General features: G+C 60.3%; 8 protein-coding genes. 1 reads left to right on the top strand and 7 read right to left on the bottom strand.

The features are described from left to right. Positions 1-108: 108 nt before the first annotated feature. Positions 109-855, top strand: coding sequence for a hypothetical protein (locus KBX17_RS02010; RefSeq protein ID WP_256018291.1), 747 nt, complete (start codon positions 109-111; stop codon positions 853-855). A gap of 18 nt (positions 856-873) precedes the next feature. Here KBX17_RS02010 and KBX17_RS02005 read toward each other — a convergent pair whose 3' ends face one another. The 7 genes from KBX17_RS02005 to KBX17_RS01975 form a co-directional block, all read right to left on the bottom strand. After that, the gene (locus KBX17_RS02005; protein ID WP_256018290.1) at positions 874-1,680 is read right to left on the bottom strand and encodes a hypothetical protein; all 807 of its coding nucleotides are present in this window, start codon (positions 1,678-1,680) and stop codon (positions 874-876) included. Between the two features lie 12 nt (positions 1,681-1,692). Further along, positions 1,693-1,917, bottom strand: a complete 225-nt coding sequence (locus tag KBX17_RS02000) for a hypothetical protein (RefSeq protein ID WP_256018288.1) — start codon at positions 1,915-1,917, stop codon at positions 1,693-1,695. A gap of 123 nt (positions 1,918-2,040) precedes the next feature. Beyond that, the gene (locus KBX17_RS01995; protein WP_256018287.1) at positions 2,041-4,422 is read right to left on the bottom strand and encodes a 3'-5' exonuclease; all 2,382 of its coding nucleotides are present in this window, start codon (positions 4,420-4,422) and stop codon (positions 2,041-2,043) included. A 12-nt stretch (positions 4,423-4,434) separates the two neighbouring features. Next, positions 4,435-10,779, bottom strand: a complete 6,345-nt coding sequence (locus tag KBX17_RS01990) for a DEAD/DEAH box helicase (RefSeq protein WP_256018285.1) — start codon at positions 10,777-10,779, stop codon at positions 4,435-4,437. An 89-nt stretch (positions 10,780-10,868) separates the two neighbouring features. After that, positions 10,869-13,829 carry a TrlF family AAA-like ATPase gene (locus KBX17_RS01985; RefSeq protein ID WP_256018283.1) on the bottom strand — a complete coding sequence of 987 codons (2,961 nt, stop codon included), beginning with the start codon at positions 13,827-13,829 and terminating at the stop codon, positions 10,869-10,871. A gap of 50 nt (positions 13,830-13,879) precedes the next feature. Continuing rightward, complete coding sequence (locus KBX17_RS01980; RefSeq protein WP_256018282.1) at positions 13,880-18,508, bottom strand: DNA methyltransferase; 4,629 nt, start codon at positions 18,506-18,508, stop codon at positions 13,880-13,882. 13 nt (positions 18,509-18,521) lie between these two features. Beyond that, positions 18,522-21,422, bottom strand: coding sequence for a DEAD/DEAH box helicase (locus KBX17_RS01975; RefSeq protein ID WP_256018280.1), 2,901 nt, complete (start codon positions 21,420-21,422; stop codon positions 18,522-18,524). Positions 21,423-21,513 lie beyond the last annotated feature (91 nt).

Genomic DNA, 21,513 nt, shown 5'->3' with positions numbered 1-21,513 from the left:
GGTGGATCCCACCGTGACACCGTCATCACCAACACCAACCCTTCAGATCAGTGTTGCAACGACCACTAGAACTTAAGCAACACGTGGATTGCCAACCACCCCGGCTCATTGCTCATCGCGCCGGTCTCCGACTTGGCGCAGCACACCTTGGCCAACCTCGCCTTCTTCACCCGCAACAAATACGTCATTTACGACGACATCAACGGCCGCGAGATCCCCGGCATCAAGGAATTCGGCGACATCGCGCGTGTCGACGATCCCCTGCCCCTCACCTTCCTCGAGCAGTACTCCCAGACCGAGGCCACCGCGGAGCTCATGTCGTCTACCCTGCTCGGCCACCTCGTCCTCGGCGCGCTGGGGCTCGGCGGATGGAGCTTCGACGGCATCGACCGTCTCACTTTCCTCGGCGGCTCCGGGCGTGAGGACGTCCCCGGCCTCGGCTTCGACATCGAGGAAGACGAGCGCTGGTCGCTCCCGAATGCCGTGGGAAAGAAGGGAGTCTTCGAGACCTACCGCCCGCCGTACTACGACACGATGGCCGATGCCGTCGACGCCTTCTTCGAGCGCAAATACGGTCCCGGCGGCCCCTTCCACCCGGACACCCCGGGTCCGTGGACCGAGAGCCGCGCCATCCGCTCCCAGGCCGCAAAACCCGACGAGCGCTTTACCGAACTGATGAAGCTCCAAGCCACCTACATCTGGGACACCTTCGGCAAATTCCCCGGCACCATCCCCACCGTCTGGATCATGAATTACCTCCAGGCCCAGCACCTCGACACCGACTACTACGACGAGATCTTCAACCCCGGCTCGTACCTGTCCACCCACGCCGAGCACCAGCAGCGGTGGCACTAAAGAGTGAAAACTGAAAGATCAGAGCTCGGTGAGCTTTTCGGTCCGATTGCGGAAGTAGTCACGCGGATCCATATCTCGGTCGTGGATCTTCGGGTCTGCAACCACCTGAAAGCCTTCGTCTTCGAAAAAGTCCAGGGCCAGTAACGGTGTATCCCGAATCACTGCCTGAGCTTGTGCGAGCCGCCAGTCCGACAGAGACTTCCTTAGTTCCTTCTTCGCGTCAACGGGACTCATGCTCACCGGTACAACCCCGTATTCCTCGAGCATCATGAGCAAGATATCCTCAAGTGCTGGTCTGAACCGAGTACCACCGACGGGAAAATGGAGATCGGCTACCTTTGGTTGTTTTCTGTGATTCGAACGGCGTCTCGCCCGCTTACTCCCCTCACCAAGATGCGTTAAGGATTCTTCGGTATCCCGCATCGCTTGGGTGGCGTCCATGTCAGGGTGATCAGCCTGGAAATGAATGTGTGCTTTCGGGAGACTATCGCCGTAATCACCGTGGAAGTCATACCTGAACAGGGGGCGACGAGGGTTCTTGGCCAGAAACACGCCGAAACTAGATCGTTCAACTTTGAGCCATTGCCCCGTTCGATCCGAAGAACAGGTCCAGTGAGCTTTGACAAGAAAAGCGTCTTCCTCGTCGGCATTCAGAGTGAAGCCGCGTTGGCGATTGTGAATTTCCACAAGCCAGCCATTCTCACTGGGCATGATCTCGGACTTGTAGTCATGTGCTTTTTCACCAGCAAAGATCTTCGCTACACGCGTAATCTTTTCCGCGAAATCTGAAGCTTGAAGGTCAATGGATTTCGCGGCTTGTTGCATAGCTCCAGAGTTTTAGATTGGCTCACCGTTAGCGAACTTGATCATGCGCTCAAGTCGCTCGTACTCATCCAGAAGATTGAGCTCATCAGCACTGAGAGACCACTCCGATGCTCGGAAACGGAGTTCCTTCACGCTCTTGCCATTGGCTGCAATCTCTTCCGCTACACGGTCTCGGGCGTCTACCGCTTCCTCCAGAGTCCAATGACGGACATTGCTTGGTACGAAACCGGCTGTCATTGTCGCTCCTTTGGTAGCTCGTAAACGTTTCAGTGCTGCCTACTCTACAACCCCATCCGGACAATGCACTGATTGAACCTATGAACTGCGAAAACGACTGACATATAGCCCCCGCCAAGCCTTTTATGCCTCAGGCAACAGCTCCGACGGTTCTCCCGTCGTAGTAATGACCAACTCATCACGCGCACGTGAGGCAGCGACATAAAGGAGGGAACGCTCCCGTTGCAGCGCTTCACGGGCGTCCTCTTCGGAGAGATCCTTCAACCGGAAGCGAAGCGGCATGAGCTCCTTGCCCACTCCCATCAGGAGAACGTGGGTGAATTCCATACCCTTGGCACCGTGCATGGTCATCACGGACACTTGCTCGTGGGATGCTCGCTCCGCGTTACGGGTCGCCACAGCATCGATTCCTCTGTCGGCAAGACCGGAGACCACCCGCGAAATCTGACCGCGGGTGCGGCACATGACACCGATGTGAACGTCGCGGTCGGAGTCCAACCACTGCGAGATGTAGTGGTCCGCAACGTCGAACTCTTGCTCCTCGGAATCGACGCGGACCAAGTACGGCTGCGGCCCCGTGCGAGCCGAGCGGTAGCCGGCAACGGAATCAATCTCCCCCTCGCCGTCCAAATAGGCGAGGCCCTCCTCGCCCGCAAGGATCCGCAGTGCGTACTCGAGGTTTTCTTTGGTAGTGCGGTAGTTCAGCGTTAGGCGGCTCGAGGCGCGGCCACGCGTAGAAATGCCGAAGCGCGAAAGTCGAAGCGGCTGGCCATAGATGCGTTGGTGTGAATCCTCAGCGATGAAAATGTCGTTGGGACCCTCGGCAACGCACGCGCGTAGAAAGCGCCAGTGTCCTGCGTTGAAGTCCTGGGCCTCGTCCACCACGACGTGGTCGAATAGAGAGCCCCCGCCGTTTTCATAGCGCACGTTCAGGACCTCGGCCCCCACCGCCGACATCGTGGGCCAGAACAATTGGCCGTCGACAGCTTGGGTTTGCATGACGGATTGCAGGATGTCCCAGACGAGCTTGCGCTGCTTTCGGTTCAGGGGTGTCCCCCGGCCCGTGCGCGCAACCTTCAGGTAGTCGGCTTGACTTGTCACCCCGCCACCGAGGACAACACCCTCGTATTCCTGCTGCAGGAATGTCAGATTTGCGACGGAACGCGGAAGATCCTCGCTGGCGGATTCAAGAGCCGTTTCCCAGACTTGCTCCGCATCGCGCTCAAGGTAGGGGCGCACGCGTGAGGCAGAGTGCCCCAAAACTCGCTTCGTCGCTTCCTCTATTTCAGAGGGGGATGCGAGGTTGAGTACCTGGCGCACCACGGCGTCCACGTTGTCGACCCAGATGCCCGCCTCTCCGGGGTTAGGCCCTTCAGGGAACTTGGGGTTCAAGGCATTGAGCTGAGATTTCAGCCCTTCTGCCAATCCCTTCGTGAACGTCGTCAGCAGTACCCGAGGCGGCAGATCACCTGGGTCTTGGTTCGACACCGAACGGAGTGCGAGGTTATTCGCGCGGTGCACAGCCACGACGGTCTTGCCTGTTCCGGCACCTCCGAAGACACGCGAGGATCCACTTCGAGCTCCTTCCGCCATTCGGCGTTGCTCGGGGTGAATGTACACGCGCCACTGGTCGAAAGAGCCAGCATCGATGACCGCGCGGAGGGAATCTGTGTCGACGTCGTCGACGTAGGCGAAATCCAATTCCGCGGCAGGCTGCCGGAGACCAGCAAGCAGTCGTGCGTCCTCATCAACGGCGTCTTCACCCGGTTCGAGTTTCTGCAACCCGAGCGATTCACGGACTTGCTCCACTGTGTACCCGGCGGCGAGGCCCAGGATCGCGTCGTGTTCCCACGTTGGGCGTCCCTCGAGAAGAAGCTCGAGTTCCTGTTCGGATTGCGCCCTCCACACGGCGTCGGCAAGCGTCTGCTCCACACCGAGCTCTTCGTACAAGCTCGCAGGGGTGTAGCCGTGACGTTCCATTTCGGTTCGAGGAGCGGGCTTTTGCTTCTCGACGACAACCGCGTCAACCCCTTTCTTCTCCGACAGCAGAGCGGCTTGTCGCTGTTGTCGCTCAGCCAGTGCCTTCGCGGCGTCGGCTGCGGCTCGAGCCTTGCGTTCAGACTCTGTCGCGCCTGCGGCGTGCCCTGAATCTGCGGGGGCGGCGGCTTCTTCGTGGATCAGCTGCGTCAGACCGTTGACGGGATTGACCGTCAAGCGAAGCCGTGCAGGATCGAGACGCTCAGCCTTAGCATTTCCCTCATCGTGGGAATCGACGTCCACGAGCACGAAGTGGTGCGTTTCGGAGTCTTTGAGCTCAAAGAGCACCGCGCGGAACTGGTCGTTGACGCGCCCGGTTCGAACGCGCTTGTCCACGGCATTGTTGAGCGTCTTGATGCGCAGCGACGGGTTCGCCGGGTCTTCCGCGAGCTTCTGCAGGAAGTTCATCACCGACTTGTGCAAGGCACCGTCGAGTTTCAGGCCGCTGTAGAAGCTGAAAGTAACCATGTGCGTCACTCCTTATCCCATCAACGCCGCCGGGATTGTCTGCTCGTCGAGTGTATCCGGGTACATGAGCGTCCAACCGTCGTCTATGAGGCGGGTTTCCGCGTCGGCGTAGGAATCGTCGCGTTCGATCAGCAACGCGATCTTGCGGTCTGGCCACGCCACTGCGGTGGGTAGACTGCCGACCTCTTCACCGATCTCTTCGGTCGTTTCGGCACCCGCGCGTGCGAGCAGCCGCAGCGCCGCTACGACGGAAGACTCGTCTTCGAATTCCTCAATGGCATCTGCCCATGCAGCAGGAAGTTCAGTTCTGTCCGCGGCAATGGACGCGTCTGCTGGAATTTCCGGCATGGCTTGAGCTGCCGGAACCTCGTCGAATTCAGTGGTGGCAATGGTGACCGCGGAATCCGCCAACCAGAGAATATTGGCGAAGCGCAAGAAGTCGCGCCAATTGCCCTCAGTGATGGAACCGGCAGTCGGCGCATCTACATAGAGCCGCTTGGGGTGGAACTGCTCTCCCGTGACGGAACCCCCGACGTGGATCTGTTTGTTGAAGGTGAGTCGTGGCCCGTTGGGAGTGTTCGCTGCACGCACCTTCAGTTTGAGGAGCAGGAAGAGCGCTTTCGCCGACATCGCGTGCATGCTCGTCACTGGGGTGGCCAGATAGGTCAGCAACTGCGTCACCGGCGAGGACTTAAGGAAGCTCCACCCGCCTGCGCCAAACCCGGCAAACTCAGGTTGATTTTGCGCCACCGTCCAGAATGGAGGGTCCGCGACTTGGTCTTGCTCCTGCTTGAACCACTCAATATCCGCATCGGTGACGTTCCACGGCAGCCAGGATTCTTCGAAGTGGAGCCGGTTGCGCTTCACGATGTCATCGGGGAAACGGTAGTGCGCCTCACTGATGTGGAACGCAACTCCGTCGGTGTAGACGGCGACTGGGCGCACCCCGGGGTTCGTGCGGTGTGTGAACACGAAATCAGGTGTGGTGTACCCCTTGTTCACCTGTTCGCGCATCTTCCAGGACTCGCCGTTTGTGAACGTGATCTGCCATTCCACTTGCCCGGCGTTGGGTACGTCCTTCACCGTCGCATGGCGGTCTTCCAGCGCTTTGCGCAGCACTTCCCGGAACTTCACCTCCAAGTGGGAAGAGTTGTCGTGCTCCGGCGCGTGAGTCTGCGTCTCCCATGCGACCGTTAAGGGGTCAAGTTCGGGTGCCGGGTGAACCTGGTCGGCGAGGATGGAGCGCAAAGCGCGTTCAGCAGCTGCCCGGGACGTGACCTCTATCTGGGTCCAGTGGGTGTAGGGCAAGAGGCAGTCCGGGCAGGCGAGGCGTTCATCGCTTGCGCACGAGCATGTCTTGACCCGGATGAAGGCTTGCTCGAGCAGGCGGCGCACATCTTCGGGAGAAGCGAACTGCGAGAGGTATCCCGTTCCACCGGGCACGTTGTCGTGCATCAACAACGCCTCGACAGTGTCGCCCTTGTGATCCGGCACGCGTACCGTGACCACGCTCAAGTGATCCGGATCTCCGCCGAGCACCTCCTTGAAACCCAACCGAATGGCGGCGGTGAGGCTGGGAATGGTCGAGTTGTCGCCGGCGGTCAACTGCACCGGCACGTGCAGCAGCACACCTTGGGTTTGCAGCGTGCGGTTGAGCGCGACCGTCACCGATTCTTCCTCCCGCGCTGTGCGCTTCGGGCACCACGGGCGGTGATCCCACTTTGAGTTCTCGCCGTTTTGAGAATCTAGGTGTCCGCAGTAGTTGCACACGGTGAACAGCGGCGCGTCGGTCTCCTTGTCAGCGAACACCTTCTTCGCCGACGGGCCTCGGCCGAGGTTGAACCAGCTCAGGTTCACGTACCGGAGGTACTCCGCTCCAAAGCCCTGGGAGAGGAACCAGCGTGCACCGCGCCCGCCCTCAGGCACGGAGAAGCTCAAGGCGGTGTGATAGCTGAGTTCGTGGCGGGAGTCACGGGAGTCGTCGATAAGCGCACGTGCTTTGTCCACCTCTGCCGAAACCCGGCGCATGCGCACGGTGTCCACAATCTGTCCCTTATCGGCAAAGGCGCTGGCTCCGCACTCGGGGCACGCCCCAGAGTGAGTCGAAGCACCTACCCGCTCGCCGTACGAGCAAGCTGGGCACAACCGCCATTGCTCGATGTCGGCGCCGTTCATGCCCACCTCAACCGCGTCCACCTTGGCGGCAATGCCGCGGGCGTAGAAGGTGTTGCCCGGCGCGAGTTCCGTAAGCGCCGAGGACACGCCGCGGGAGAGCTCGAACGTCTCCGGGTTGATCTGCATCGTGGAGGGGTCGAGCTGGGACACGACGACAGCGAGCTCCACAGCATCATCCAGCAGCGTGAAGTTGGGCAGAAGGCCGTAGCGCTCCATGGCGGAAATCCAGTGCTCTTTGAGCAGGATCGAGTTGAGATCCCGCGAGATCCGCTTGTATGCCGCCTTGGTGCTACGTTTCTCGCGCTCCAAATCCGGGTCAGCGTTCTCGGTGCCCGCGTTCGGGTCCACCTTTGCCTCAAGTTCGAGCAACCGCTCCTGCAGTGTGTCCCGGCGCGCAGTGAACTCTTTCACCTCGCTATCCCACAGCGTGCGGGTGCGCTGCATCTCCCCGGTCAGCGAATCGGGCCCCTGCCCGCACACCCACTCGCGCACACCGTCCACGGTGGCCTCGTCCACGAACCCGGCAATGGTTGCAAGGAACGCCTCAACGCGCGCCTCGACACCCTGGCTGATCTCGTCCGCCACTACATCAAGCAGGGACACCTTGCGGAAGCTGAACACATCGCTCGCCGTCTGCACATCCAACCCGTGCGCATTGAAGTCGAGCGTGTCCACCACATACGCGGTCGCTTGGCGGCGCAGGATCTCTGTGGCGGAGAGGAACGCCGCCGGCGGCACCACATTGCCTGCGATGACGGACAGCGGCTGGTTCAGTTTCGGCAGCGTGGTACCGCGTCCCTGCACGAACGCGAGCACGAGCGAGTTGCCGGTGAGACGCCCGGCGCGCCCGACGCGCTGCACGTACGAGGACACGGACTTGGGCAGGGAGGCGAGCATGACCGTGGAGAGGTCCCCGACATCAATACCCATCTCCAGTGTCGGCGTGGCCACCAGCACGTTCGGCGCGCTCGGGTCGTTCGTGTCCTCACCGCCGCGAAACGCCCGTTCAAGCGCCAGGCGCTCCTCCTTAGGAATCAGCCCGGTGTGCTCCCGCGCCACAATCGCGCGCGGGGTGGTCGAGGAGTACAGCTGCGAGTAGTAGTTCGCAGTAACCCCCTCCACGCCGAGCATTCCCGGGCACCCGGGCGTCGGGCACGGCACACCATCAAGCAAATCGCGGGCATGCTTATCTGCGCCCAAGGTCGCATTGCACACCTCACACTGCAACAGCGCCGGTTCCTCTTCGCACCGCACCACCACGTGTTGCGGCGCAATGGCGTACATGGTGGCGCCGGTGTCGGTGGACACCGCCATCACCACCTCGCGCCGAGCCAACTCGCGGAAAACGTTGGTCAACACTGTCGCCGCATCGTGGGTGCCGATGCCGAGCATCTTGGACGTCCACCGCGCATAACGCCCGCGCGGGCTGCCCAGCGGGGTGACACCGCGGTCCTTGTCGTCCAACGCCGGGCCGGAACGCGGAAACTGCGGCGCACCGCCCTTGGGAAAGCGCCGCATGCCGCGCGCCTTGGCGTAGCGGTTGTGCAGCCGCCACGAGTTCGCGTCATCCTGCAAGTAGCTGGCCAGCATCGGCGTGTACACACCGCCGCGATCGCGCATCTGCTCCAGAAGCCCGCGCATCCACCGCAGTTGCACCTCGTCCGCGTCCGCATCGACGACGTCGAACAGGCCCGCATCGATGCTCTTCAGCGCCTCCCGGGCAGCCTCCACCAACACCGCATCATCCACCGCCACCGATGGCGCGAGCGCACCCGTGGACACCAGCGAGCGCGGCAGGTGCGCGCGCTGCCCGAACTCTAGCGCCGCGTCCAGCTCCAACCGCTGCAGCACCGCAGTAGTAGCGGCGCGCCGGGCGTTCTCGTCCGCGTCCTTGGACCAGAACGGGACGAACGTGGGCGCATCCGAGATTTCCGGTGGCAAAAGTTCGAAGCGTGCGCGCAGCGGGTCCTCGGCAGCGTCGGCGCGCTCGAGGATCCGCAGCGGCATCTGCGCGATCGTCACCCCCTCTTCGTGGGCGCCGGAGCCTGCGACGGCGCCAACGACGGCCCGCATCAACGTACGAATCCCAAACGTCCGCGCCCGCGACTGCACGAAGCCTGCCCGGTGCGCCGCGTCCTGCACCGAGTCCGCGAACACCAGCGTCTTCTTCTCCTCCTGGGCAAGCGAGGGCATACCGAAGAGGTTCGACAGCCCCACCGAGAACAGCGTGGCCACGCGCGAGCCGATGTAGCGCACCGCGTCCGGCTCCCCGCAATTCGGGCACACCTGGTCGCGCGCGTAGTCCTCCGCGCCCAGGCCCGAGTACGTGAGTACGGGCACCGAGCTGCCCTCCGCACGCGCTTCCTCGCTCGGCTCAGTGGTGCTCAACGTGCGCGTGGACGTGTGGAACCACATCAGCGCGCGCTTGCCGTCTTCATCATAAAACGCGCTCAACTCCGCCCCATCGGCGACAGCGCGGCGGTACTCGTTCGTGGCGTCAATAAGCGGACGCGGGAGCTCAGGCTTATCGACGCTCGCCTTCCTAATCGCCCCACCATCCAACACCACCGCATCGGTGCCGGGCTCAAGTGCGGTCATCCACCCGGCGCGACCGCATTCGCGGCAGTAGATCGCGGGCAGCCACACCGCGGCGTCCCCGGCACCGAGTTGTCCATCGTCCCCGAAGCGGAACACCTGTCCGTCTTCGGTCGGCGTGACCGCGCGCTCGATGCGGGAGACCTCACGCACCCACAGGTGCGTCTCCACACCGGGCAGGCGTTTGCCGCCGAAGCCGTACTGCTCCCCTGCCAGTGCGCGCACGTGCGCCACGGCGGTGAGCAGGTGGGTGACGAACTCCCGTGCCGTGTCCTCGCCCAAACTGCGCAGCACAATCGGGTCGAACATTTCCTCCGGCAGCGTTTTCGTCTCTTCGCCCTCGCGTTGGATGAGGGGCTTGGCTTTGCCGTCCCCATCCAGTAGCGCCCTAGTGATCGGGTGCACCGCGTACGCCGCGATCGTCGCGTCCAGGTCCGCACCCGCATCCAGCCCCCACAGCTGCGTACGGAAGATATCCAGCACCACGTCCGCGTGGTCGCGCCCGGAGGTGTCGCTCGCGACCGCGTCCACGATCCCGCGCAGCTCATCGATGTCCGGCGGCAGGGCAGCGGCGCCATGCCCGAAGGTCTGGCCGATCTCCTCGGTCCACTCGTCGTACGTGAGCGTCTTCTCGCTCACCAACGCATCCGGCGTGAACGCTTCCCCGAAGATGGTGCCCGCGAACTCCAACACCTTGGAGCGGTCATCGTCGCCGCCCAGCGTTGCCGAGGTTGCCACCGGCGTGACACGCCCCAACGGGTTCGACGCATATTCACCCATGAAGCCAGTCGGCTGGTGCTCCTTCAGCATCAATCCGAGTCGGCGCAGCAAGAGTGCGACATCGGTGCCCTGCGCGCCGTCGTATGTGTGGAACTCATCCAACACCAAGTACTGCAACGACGTCGCGGACTTGCGCCAGATCTCCCGGTCTTCGGGGCGCAGCAGCAGCTGATCCAGCATCTTGTAGTTGGTGAGCAGGATGTCCGGTGGGTTCAGGCGCATCTCGTCGCGATCATTGATCAACGAATGCGCCGTCACCTTCTTCACATTGCCCGCGGCCTCGCCGGTGTAGATACCCGCCGTAACCCCCGCTAGCGCCGGTTCATCGGCAATTAACTTCGCCAACCGATCAGCCTGGTCGTTCGCCAGCGCGTTCATCGGGTACAGCAGCAACGCCTTCACGCCGGTGTGCCCCTGGGCGCGAGCACGCGCCGCGTGGTCGAGCACCGGGTAGAGGAAAGATTCCGTCTTACCCGAGCCCGTGCCCGTGATCACCAGCGTTGGATCCGGGCGACGATCCCCGTTCTCATCCCGGCTACGCAGCCTGCGGAACGCCTCCGCCTGGTGGTGGTACGGCGTGAACCACGACGGCATCCAGTCCAAGATCCCGTCCCACCCAATCGCACGGGCATACGGCAACCGCACCCGCACGTACGGCCCGTGGAACATACCGCGCTCCGTGTCTTCGAGGAACGCCTTCAGCGCATTCGACGTCTCCGGGTTCGCTAGTGAAAACGCGGTGGCCAGATATTCAGAGACGCCACCTAGGATGTGCTCGGATGCGTGGACGGGGATAAGGGTTGACACGAGATCAAGCTTATTCTTCGAAAGCGCGTCAAACGGTCAGATCCATTAGGCCTCTTCCTAGGCTTCACCCACATCAAAGCTTAGTCTGTTCACCCAAGATGAAGTCCATACCTCCTCGCGCGGTCACGGAAGGCGTCCTCCGCTCCCTCCAATACCCTGAGCATCTCTGTTTGCATGCCTCCATCGGTAATCGAGCCACTAGTGGTCGAAAAAGTCTCGCCATCGAAACTGCAAGAAATCACTTGGTCGGGATCACCCAATACACCGATGTTGGCATTGTGGGTGACGACGATAACCTGACGCTTCAATCTCGCGCGATCTAGCGCCGGGATCAATAGGCGTTTGATTGCATCATTGTCTAGGTTATCCTCCGGTTGATCTATCAAAAGGACGTTCCCAGATTCATCAGCTTCCAAAATGAATAACAGCAGAACAAGACCTCGTTGACCAGGAGATAATGCAGCAAGCGGCCTTCCATCGAGGGAGAGTTCAACGCGGATGTCAAACGAGCTGAAGTCGGTTAAGTACTGCAGAAGTTCGAAGTTATCGACGAATCCTCCGTTTTTCTTGAGCAGCTCATGTTGTTCCGCCTCCAGAATGAAATCCAAGACGCCCCTCATGTAACGCTCCACGTCTTCAAGAACTAACTCGGAAAACCCATTATCGAACGCTCTTCTGTCGTTACAAATGCGTTCGATTACGTCTAAACCGCGGACCTTAATCGAAGACAGGACGTTTTCCGCGTTGAAACGGTCTGCTACCTTGACCTCAACCTTCACGCTTCCATCGCCGAGGTTGAGTTGACTCAGCGTCTCGTTCAAAAGATCGGATAGTGAATGCGCAGCTTGAAGATTGTCCTTGTGGGAGCACAGAGCTGAATCGGCTAGCTCGGCGGCAGCTTTCTGAAGTGCTTTACGGTTCTTATCCTCATCCTCGAAAAGCCTTTTTATTCCGTCAAGGGACCACTTGTCCTGAGCTGGATCTGTAACACCGCTCTTAAGCTGTCCCAGTAACCGTCGATTGAGATTGTCGTGGTTCTCAGACTCAATTCTTTGGTGAATATCCCGTTCGGCACCGCTGAGTCCTCCCAGTACCTCAGCTGACTCAACCTTGAAGCTTCGCATATGAGAATACATAGCTCTAAGTTCCGAGTTCAACTCCGAGAACCACTGCTCAAAGCCAGTTTCGAATTGCTCCCTATACCTAGTGAGAACGTCGTTCCACTGCAGTAGCTCGCTGGGCTCAGATGCCTCTAACTGCAATGATTCAACCCAGCGGCTGATCGTTCCTTTAACTTGGTTCCGAACTGTGTCGGCTTGATCGATTCGGGAAAGACGTGCATCGATCGAATTCGCCCGCTGAACCCATCGAGTTTCAGACTCGCGGATCAAAGCCGACTGAGTGTGTGGATCAACGACTGGAAGAACATCGACCGCGCTCGTTCCAACAGGCACGGATTGAATTCCATTCTCTATTTCAGAGATTTGGATTTCTATGTCCCTCTTCTTTTTCGCAAGTTTCAGCGAGCTGATCTCATTGATTCGCTTAATCGCTGAACTTGCATTTCGGTGCGTTCTTTCGAGGCTGTTATCGTCCGAAATCCTCGAGCTCTCACTACGAAGAGTGTTCTTGAGTTCATCCAGCGAGGAAGCCCCTCTACTTTCGGTGCTCGGGATACGCCTGAAAAGTAGATCTCCAATCAGTTGCTCCAGATCTTTCGACCCACTGGTGTTGGGGTCCGCACTACAGAGTTGCTCGATGCGAGCTTGAGGGAAATAATCCACCCGATTGCACGAAGCCTCTGCGTTGGTTATCCAAGTAAATTCAATCTCGGTTTCGTCTCCCCACGTTGAGCGAAGTTTGTACCCCTCTTCCTGCTTCCTCGCCGGAGTGAACCGTTCACTGTTAAGGAAGGCGAAATTGATTTTCGGATCGGTGTTAGCTGCGATTGCAATCCAATCTGCCAGCGCAGACTTACCTTGCCCGCGATTTCCAATAACCACCGCGTAGCCTGGATTCAGGTCCATCCCATAGTCGAAGTCTACCAGTTCACCGCTTGGTCGCTTGACGGAAATATGTTTCAAAACATTGCCAGCCAAGCCGAGCTGACGTTTGCGATCGTCCGGTTCCCCATAAGAAAGACGCTGTTCGAACTTTTTGATTGCGAATGCCAAACTGTCGAAATTCGGTGAACAGCGAACCCACGTCTTTGATTTGCCAAGATGCCGGCTTGGCTCCACGCCGTCATCAAACCGGTGCGCATCGGACGCGTGAATAAGAGGAATATCATCTCGAATTCTCCGTAGCTTATTTTTGTTATTTAGAAATGATTCCGTATCTGGGGATGCTAGGAACGCGCCATCCACTTGAAGAAGATGGCGCTTTTCCATTCCTTCAAATCCAATACTCTCGATCTGCTTAGTTTCGCTGTACCCAATGAATTCCAGCGTGCGGTATTGGAACCACTCTGGCTGTAGCAGCTTCTTTACCTGATCCCGATCCACCGCGAATGATTTTTTACCAATTTTGAGTAATTCTGCATTTGATGGATTATCCGACGAGGCCTCCACGGTTCCTTCATCCACCAGTCGTCGCCCGAGCTCCGTCAGCCCATGCTCTGTGTAGCTATAGGGAACTCGGCTCCCGTCGGCGTATCTGTATGAACACGTTAGTTTTGCTAAGAATTCGTTCTTGATGACGTCGATTGGAACGCTGTCTGAAAAACAAACGTGATAGTTCTGTCTTTTACCGTTCCGCAGGACATCAGTCAGCCGTAACTCAACAACCGGTAGAAGGAGTTTAATGCCCGGAAGGCCGCCCTTTTCAAATTCAGCCCGAACGCGCTCGTAGCCTTCTACGGACCAGTAGTCATTAATTCCGAGGATCGCCAAAGCTGGCCCGAGATCCCGTAGAGCAGCAAAGAAATCCTGCCAGGTTGAATTCGATTCTCTATCCCCATATTGAGTCTCAGCTGAAATTGGCGTATGGACGTGTAGATCCATCTGGTGCCATAAGTCGCCGACCAATTTACTTTCTGGTTTTTTCTTCATTTCTTGTCCCGTCAGCCTTTCCTTCCACGAAAATATTCTTAGCTAAGAAACTACGGCGCGGCCTCAAACCTCTTATACGCCTCCCGCATATCCGCCTCCCGATCCAACTTCCTAAACGGATACTCGTAGATGTACTCCACACTCGACTGCGGATGCACCCACGTCCGATCCGCTACCGACAACTCCGCGCCGTCCTTTAGCTTCGCGTCGGCCTTCACAATCTCCTTCGGCACCTTCCGACCATTGGCATCAAACCGATCCTCCTGGTCATACCGCCGCATCACCGGGAACTGCGTCCGATAGATCATGCACAACTCATCCGCCGTAACCCCCAACGACAACGCCACAATCGCGTCAATCTCCACCTGAGCGGCACGGCGCTCCTCATCCTTCCGCAAAGGCTTTTCGACGTCCCACTCCTCCCCCATCAACTCCTCCCACAATGGGGCATACGCCTCAGTAAGGCAGTTGAGCCGGAGGTAGGTTACCGTGAGCGTCGAGTGGAGGCTATCAAAGTTCGGAAGCGAGAGGCGCTCAATGAGGCTCGGCCAAAGGTGAGTTCCGACACTTCGCACCACAAAATCTGAGAGCAGCGATGACATCGAAGCGCCAGCTCGAACGATCCCCTTAGTTCCGGTGCTAGATGCACCTGCTGAAAGAACGCCATTCACATGTGCCGTTCCCGTTGGCAGTACCGCCGGATAAAGGGTCCTGAAACCCGTGGTTGCTGCCATCTGCCGCCAGAGGATGCGATAGAAATCACTGGAAGAACGTCCAGTATCGCTAGCATTCCAGCCGGGGTAGTCAGCATCGTAAGTGGGCTTCGTTAAACGATCCGGCTGATACGCCGTCGCTGGAATGAAATCGGCGGGCATCGCCTCAAGGTCTACCTCTGACCAATCCTGATTGTGCTTCAGAGTGGGGTTGGGTTGTTTGATCATCGGTGTCGATACACCGAGGTGAGGGCCCTGGAGAATGACATCGTTCCACGAATCTGGGTGCGCCCACCCTGTGTCGAAGTAACCGGCCCTCTTGTCAGAAGTCTCGTGCCAACCGGCCGAGAATTGAAGTCCGAGCTCGCGGATACGGGGTGCGGCGGCAAGCTTCTCGAGTACTGCCGCGGCTTCGGTGTTCACGGTGTAGACCATGCGGGACTCGATAGCCGGAACGGAGTCATCCTCAAGTATCGAGTGCCAGACCTCGAGCGCATTGAGATCAACCGTTTGGATCCGGTCACGGTGGGGCCGTAGATCCCAATTCCCGTTATCGTCTTTCAGGCCAGGAAGATTGCCAGATCCGTCATGGGGGAGCGACTCTTGCACGGTGGAGGGGTGGTACAACGAGGCGGCGTGGTCGAAGCTCGGCACCTCTTGCTGTGGCCCGTAAACGTGGACACCGTAAGCAACCAGATGGTGAACGTCGAACAGCACCATCTCGTTAATGAACTGCCAGTGGCGCCGCAATCGCAGGTACGCACCGCGCCGCAACTGCGCAGCCTTCTTCTCAGTGAAGTGAGACTCAGGGTGGATGAGGGAGGTTGCGCCATCCTCCGACGCGTTACCCCACGTCCGCTCCATGAACCCTCGGTAGAGATCCGGCTGCTGGCCCACGAGGTGCGGGTAGCGCGTGATGTCGGCGAGAACCGCCGCAGTAGCCACCGATTCGCCCAGCCCTCGATAGACAACCTCTCGCGCAGACGGATCAGTGCTCCACTGCTCGCGTCGGTCGTTCTTTGCAGCTTGGGTCGGCTTGTGGGCGAGGGAGAACCACGGGTCGGTCTCGGAGTACAGCGCATCAAGGTCCGTACGCGGCCGCACCCACGGTGGGTTGCCCACCTGCAGGTCGAAGCCACCGCGGGCGAAGACGGCAGCGAAGTCAAGGTCCCAGTGGAAGAAACCTTGGTCGGCGGCGACGGTCTGGACTGTTTCGAGCCACGGGTGGTTCGCCATCACGGTCTCGATCTTGCGGGCGCCCGAAAGGCCGATCTCGGTACGTTCCAGCTCCACCAGTTCGTCCCAGTTGGTGGCGCTGGCTAGGCGAATCTGGTTGGTATCGCGGGCCTGGGTGTCCACGCCGAGGAGGTCGGTAAGAGTGACCAGCCACTCGTCGAGGTCGGGAAGCTGGTCCACTTCGGTTAGTGGCCAGAAGGTCAGCGCATTCCATGCGTCCATGGCGAGGCGGAGTCGGAGGTAGGCGCCATCGGCGTCGTGAAGCAGCTCGCGCTCAATCTGTTCGCGGCGCACATTTTTCGCGGTGTGCTCGGTGTCGCGGCCCCAGAGGTCGATGTCGCGGCCCCAGAGGTCGATGTCGCGGCGGATTTGGTCTTCCGCGATGCGCATCTTGGACAGCGTGATGGCCCAGAGGGATTCCACGCGCGCGGCGAGGTTGGACAGCTTCTTCGCCTGCTCCTTGGTGGGCACCTTGCCGGTGACGGATTTCTTCCACGCTTTCATGACCTTGATCTCGTCGGCGGCGAGGGTCTTCAGGTCTTTGGCGTCGGCGGCGGCGCCCCACGTTGCCGAGGGTAAGAGGAACTGGTGGATGCGGCCGGCGGCGTTGATGTCGCGGGGCTCGCCGGCGTCGATAGCATTGGCGAGATTCTGAACGGACTCCCGGCGCGGGACGGCGGTGAGCCACTCGCGCTTCTTCAGCTGGGCTGTGGAATAGGTGGAGCGCAGCGCGCCGATGAGTGAGTTACCGCGGCGCAGGTGCAGGCCGAACCACGGGGCCTTGAGCTGGCTGGTCATGGTGTCCAGCCACAGGGAGATCTCGGCGAGCTCCACCGCAGTGGGGTTCAGGTCCACGCCGTACACCTGGTGCAGGGCGATGTGGGCCTTGACCTTCTGCAGCTCGATCGTGCGCTGCTCGGGTTCGACCTGTGTGTCCAGTTCGTCCTCGCGAAGCTTGAGATAGAGCTCCGCGAGTTGGCGTACGGCCTCCACAGCGAAGGCTCCGGAGCCCATGGCGGGCTCGCAGATGGTCAGGCTGAGCACGTCCTCCGAAGAGGTGATGCGGCCCTCCTCCTGCAGGACCTCGATGGCCTGGCCCACGGTGAACTCGGTGAGCACCTGCGGGGTGTAGAAGGACGCCGAACGTTCGCGGTCGCGGCTGGACTGGCGGAACACGAAGGACCCCTCCGGGTGCCGGCGGCGGGTCTTTGCGGTGCCGCCTTCCTCCATCCGCTTGGTTTCCATGACAAAGCTGTCTTCGGGGACGGTGTCGGCGCGGTTGGTGGGAAGCACCCAGGACCCCTTGGAGGCGTCGCCCTTCGGCGCGACCTCGTAGAGGTCTTCTTGGGCGATGAAGCCGTGGTAGGACATCAGGCCCTCGTACACCTGGCCCAACTCGGTCACGCCGAGCGTGGCATAGGAGATGAATCCGCGGTCCTTGCCTGCCGAGACCTTGGACAGAAGGAGGTTCTGCAGCACTTGGGTGAGGGCGTCGTTGGAGAGCTTCGTTGCGTTGATAAGCGAAGTCGCTTCGCTCTTGAACAAGTCTGCTTCCAAGTTGCGGAAGGTCAGGCCCTCATTCTGCGCGTCCTTGTCGGCGTCGGAGGTCTCCAGCGGGTCGTGACCGTGGTTGACCTGGGTGAACAGGAGCTGCAGCGAGTCGTAGAGGTGCGTGCCGCGGCGGGCTTTGTCGGTGACGGGTGGGTTGAGGATCTGGTCGCGGAGGCGGTCTAGGCCGTAGCCGTCGACGTACTCGGGCGCGCCGGTGGGCAGGATGGCAAGTTCCGGGGACGCTTCCGCGAAGAGCAGGAAGAGGATGCGGTAGAGGTAGCGCAGGGATTGGCGGGCAAGCTCGTTGCCGTCGAGGTCGTCGATGGGCAGGTTCTGTTCACGGCGCCGGCCGAGCACGTCGTTGCCGATGATCTCGATGGATTCGCGCACGGCATCGCGCAGGTCGCCGGAGACCTTCACCGCGTGCTGCTGGGATTCCTCGCGGGTTTGAACCCACCACGTGGTGCCGTCGGCGGCACGCTCGAGATTCTCACGGGCGAGGATGACGGCAATGCGTTCCAGCTCACCGGCCTTCTTCGTGTCATTGCGTTCGACGGCCAGCTGAAGGTTGATGGCCAGGTAACGGCCGAGCGGCCACGTTTCGCGCTCGGCGACAAGCACCCACGTTCCCGCGATGACCACGATGAATTCGGGCGCGTCCTGTGAGAGGAATAGGTCACCGATGAGCTTAGACACCGTGGTGGGTTGCGGTTCCTTGCCCGCTGGGGTCACTCCTCCAACGACCGGGAGGGAAGTGAGAGTGTCTTCGGTGACATCGTTGTTTGTTTCGTCCTCCGCTCTGTCATGGGCGTCGGTTGCGGGTGCTGCGCTGACGACGATCAGGGTGCCGGCGTTGCCGTGCCATCCGTCGTAAGACAGTTCTTCGCCAGCGCGCTCGTAGGTCGTCTGCGATGGTGCCCCGAACCCGAAAGCTGTGCGGATGAGCGAATCGGTGGCGTCGGCATCGGCGTTGGTCGCGAACGCTTTTTGGAGATCGCCGCGGTACTTCTGAAAACACTTGACCGGCGAGAGTGTTCCGGTCTCCTCTTCCAGCTCGGACCATTCCTTGGTGCGGTTCTTCACGCGTTTGGTGAAGGACTCGCCTTTGGTCTCGTCGGTGGTGAAGTAGTGGTCGCTGATCCACTCGTCGACGTTGAGGATGGAATCGTATGCAGCCATTGGTGTGCGTCTCCTAATTTTCGCCTGCGTGTGGCTCGGCGTTAGTGTCGGCGGGCAGGATGAGAACGAGCGGGCGGATCAGCTCCCGGTCGGGTTCGAGGGAGGAGATCAGTGCTTTCTCTTCGCTGATAAGCGATGCCGAGCGGCCGACGCGCAGCATTGTCTGGCTTTCGTCTTTGGCGTGCTGCCAACGGTCCGCACGGTCGATCCAGTACCCAATACGGTCCTCCGCATGTGAGCGCGCAGCAGACATCATCGGTTGCAGCTGGCCACTAGCCACCTGCACTGACTGGGAAATAAGCTCCTGGGCGTTGTCAGGCAGAATGAGCGTGCCCGGATTGATGGCTTGCTCGGTGAGTCCGATACCGCGCAACCACCCGATGGGATCCGGCACGTCCTGTGGGATCATGCCGTCCAACACCGCCACGAATGCGCGGGAGACGACCTGGCCCCGCTTGTTGGTCAACGTCGCCATGAGCAACACAGTCGGGGTGGGGACGTCGCCGGTGATGGCGGTGATCTGGCCGGCGGAGAGCGACGCGAGCGCACGGTCGGTGGCCCAATCTGTCACTGGGTGCAGTGGTCCGAGGAAGTGGGCCTTTGGCCAGGTGGAACCGTCCTGCCCCGTGCGGGCGCGGCGCATGACCTCGTTTCCGATGTCCGTGTTGGTGGCCAGCTGGAATCGTTCGCGAACCTTGCGGTCCGCCAGGTAGTCCTGCGGAAGCACTTCCAGGCGGCGGCGCAGGTCCTCCGGCGGAGTGAGTTCAGCGACCTGGTTCGGGTGGCGGACGTAGCCCACGCCGTTAGCTGCGATGTCTTTCTCCGGGGCGCCATGGAAGGCTTCGCTCAATGCGTCTTCGAGGTAGTCGATCTCGGACGCGTACAGGCTGCCGCGGTTGGTACTTCCCGCTGTGATGTGGGTGTGCGGATCAGCGGAGTCGATGTCCTGTTCGTCGAGCTCAAGGCCGAACCCTGCCATCCATTGGTCAATGAGATCTTCTTCAGTGTGCGCGGTTTCTTCAGCGATGTGTTCCGGGGACTTCACAACGTCATCGAAACCAGCTTGATTCTGAATGATTCTGCGGATCTCGTCTTCCTCGCCTTTGACGGAGTGCTGCCCGATGAGCGAACCGACATCGCCGAGGATTTCATGGGCCTGGTGCTCGCGCTCGATGAGCTTCTGCAGCACGTGGAGCTCACCGACGTATCCGCCTTGCGCGGTGTCGAGGAGCAGCGCAGTGATCTGCGGCGGCTCGGTCTGGCCGTAGCGGTCAATACGGCCGTTGCGTTGCTGGATGCGGATGAGCGACCACGGAATGTCGTAGTGGACGAGGTTGTGGCACAGCGTGTGAAGGTTCACGCCCTCTGAAGCGACGTCGCCGGTGACGAGGATGCGGAGTTTGGAGTCTTCGCGTTTGAATTCGTCGACAAGCCTCATTTGCTCCTCGTCCGAGAGCCCGCCGTGCATCACTGCGACGGCATCTTTGGGCAGCTTGAGGTCTTTAATGAGGTTTTCTTGCAGCCAGTGGAGAGTGGCAACGCGTTCCGAGAAGATCACCGCGCGGATGTCACTCCCCTTCGTCACACCGATGTCATGCAGGTAGTTAATCAGCGCCGCGTACTTGTTGGAGTTCTGGCGGGTCACCGTGGAGTTCAGGTCTTTGAGCCGCTCCAGCGCCTCGCGTTGGTTCGGGTCGCTGGCAGGGACCCGCTTGAGGCGGTTCGTGACCGTTTCCTCGAGCGCGGCGGGCGAGGACAGAAATGCTTTGACCAGAGTCCACGGGAAGAGCCGATCCTGCGCCGGAATTTGGCCGTTCTCCGGGTTGATCCATATGGCCTCGAGTTCGCCGGCGACCGCGTTTTCTTCCGCTGATGCCTCCACCGGAATATTCAGTGGATCTTGCCGGACAGCCCACTGCTCCCCCACCACCGAAGCCACTTCATCACTGTGGCGATGGCGGCGGATGAGAAGACGGCTCACCGCAGTCTTGTCAATCGTGCCGTCCGGCATGACAGCAGTCGGGTCCAGCAGACGGAGGATCTCCTTGAAAGATTCGGGGTCACCGTTGTGCGGAGTCGCGGATGCGAGGAGCAAAGCTTCCGTGGTCGGCGCAAGCGTGCGGGCAAGTTCGTTGTTCTGGGTGCCCACATTCGTCGCATTGTGAATCTCGTCCATGACCACCGCGTCCCAGCGGACTTTCTCCAGCTGCGCGCGGTACTTCGGGCTTTTCAGCGTGTCCATGGAGACGATGACGCGTGAGAAGTACGTGAACGGGTTCCGGCTGGCGGGGAGAATCCGGCGCACGCGTTGAATTCCTGCAGAATCCAGACGCACGAGCGGGATAGCGAAGCGCGACCACATTTCTTGCTGGAACTGCTCCATGATGTGCTTCGGGGTCACCACGAGAATGCGGTCCCCGCGGCCACGGCGGATGAGCTCTGACAGGATCATCCCGATTTCGAGGGTCTTTCCCAAACCGACGGCGTCGGCAATGAGAACGCGGGGGCGGAGGTTATCGTCGGAAAGCGCCTTGCGGACCGCAGTGAGTTGGTAGTCGAGCGGATCCATGAGCATCTCTTCCGCAACCGAGAGCTCCTTTTGGTACAGCGGAACCGGAGTCTGGCGCAGCGTTGTCTCCAGCCACAATCGCGTGGTGCGGTATCCGGGCGATTCATCAGCAACGACCTCGACCCTGGATGGGTCGAAAACCTCTACCTCATCAATTGCCGTGTAGAAGCTCGCCGTGGTGTCACGCACGTAATCGGACAGGCCACGCACCTTCAGAAGGTAGCCGTCCACGGATTGGGTGACATGGGTAATCAGCCAGAGCTCGTCACGGACTCGGACCATCAGGCCCGGTGCGTAGGAGGCCTGGCTGTGCTCAGCGGGATCAACCGACATCGGCGTGCTCATGGGTGTAAACATTAGCCACCTCTTCGGGTTTCCGAAGCAACAATAGAAGTCGAACGGCCTGAGCTCATCCGGTAGGCGGGGTGAGCGCGTA

The sequence above is a fragment of the Corynebacterium sp. CCUG 65737 genome (assembly GCF_024454115.1).
Lineage (GTDB): Bacteria > Actinomycetota > Actinomycetes > Mycobacteriales > Mycobacteriaceae > Corynebacterium > Corynebacterium genitalium.
Note: the sequence above shows the minus strand (reverse complement) of the source record. Positions and strands in the feature narration are given on the sequence as shown.

What these genes read in the sequence shown, in the direction of transcription:
- KBX17_RS02005 (WP_256018290.1), bottom strand. Translation starts at nt 1,680, where the DNA reads ATGCAACAAGCCGCGAAATCCATTGACCTTCAAGCTTCAGATTTCGCG.
- KBX17_RS01995 (WP_256018287.1), bottom strand. Translation starts at nt 4,422, where the DNA reads ATGGTTACTTTCAGCTTCTACAGCGGCCTGAAACTCGACGGTGCCTTG.
- KBX17_RS01985 (WP_256018283.1), bottom strand. Translation starts at nt 13,829, where the DNA reads ATGAAGAAAAAACCAGAAAGTAAATTGGTCGGCGACTTATGGCACCAG.
- KBX17_RS02000 (WP_256018288.1), bottom strand. Translation starts at nt 1,917, where the DNA reads ATGACAGCCGGTTTCGTACCAAGCAATGTCCGTCATTGGACTCTGGAG.
- KBX17_RS01980 (WP_256018282.1), bottom strand. Translation starts at nt 18,508, where the DNA reads ATGGCTGCATACGATTCCATCCTCAACGTCGACGAGTGGATCAGCGAC.
- KBX17_RS01975 (WP_256018280.1), bottom strand. Translation starts at nt 21,422, where the DNA reads ATGAGCACGCCGATGTCGGTTGATCCCGCTGAGCACAGCCAGGCCTCC.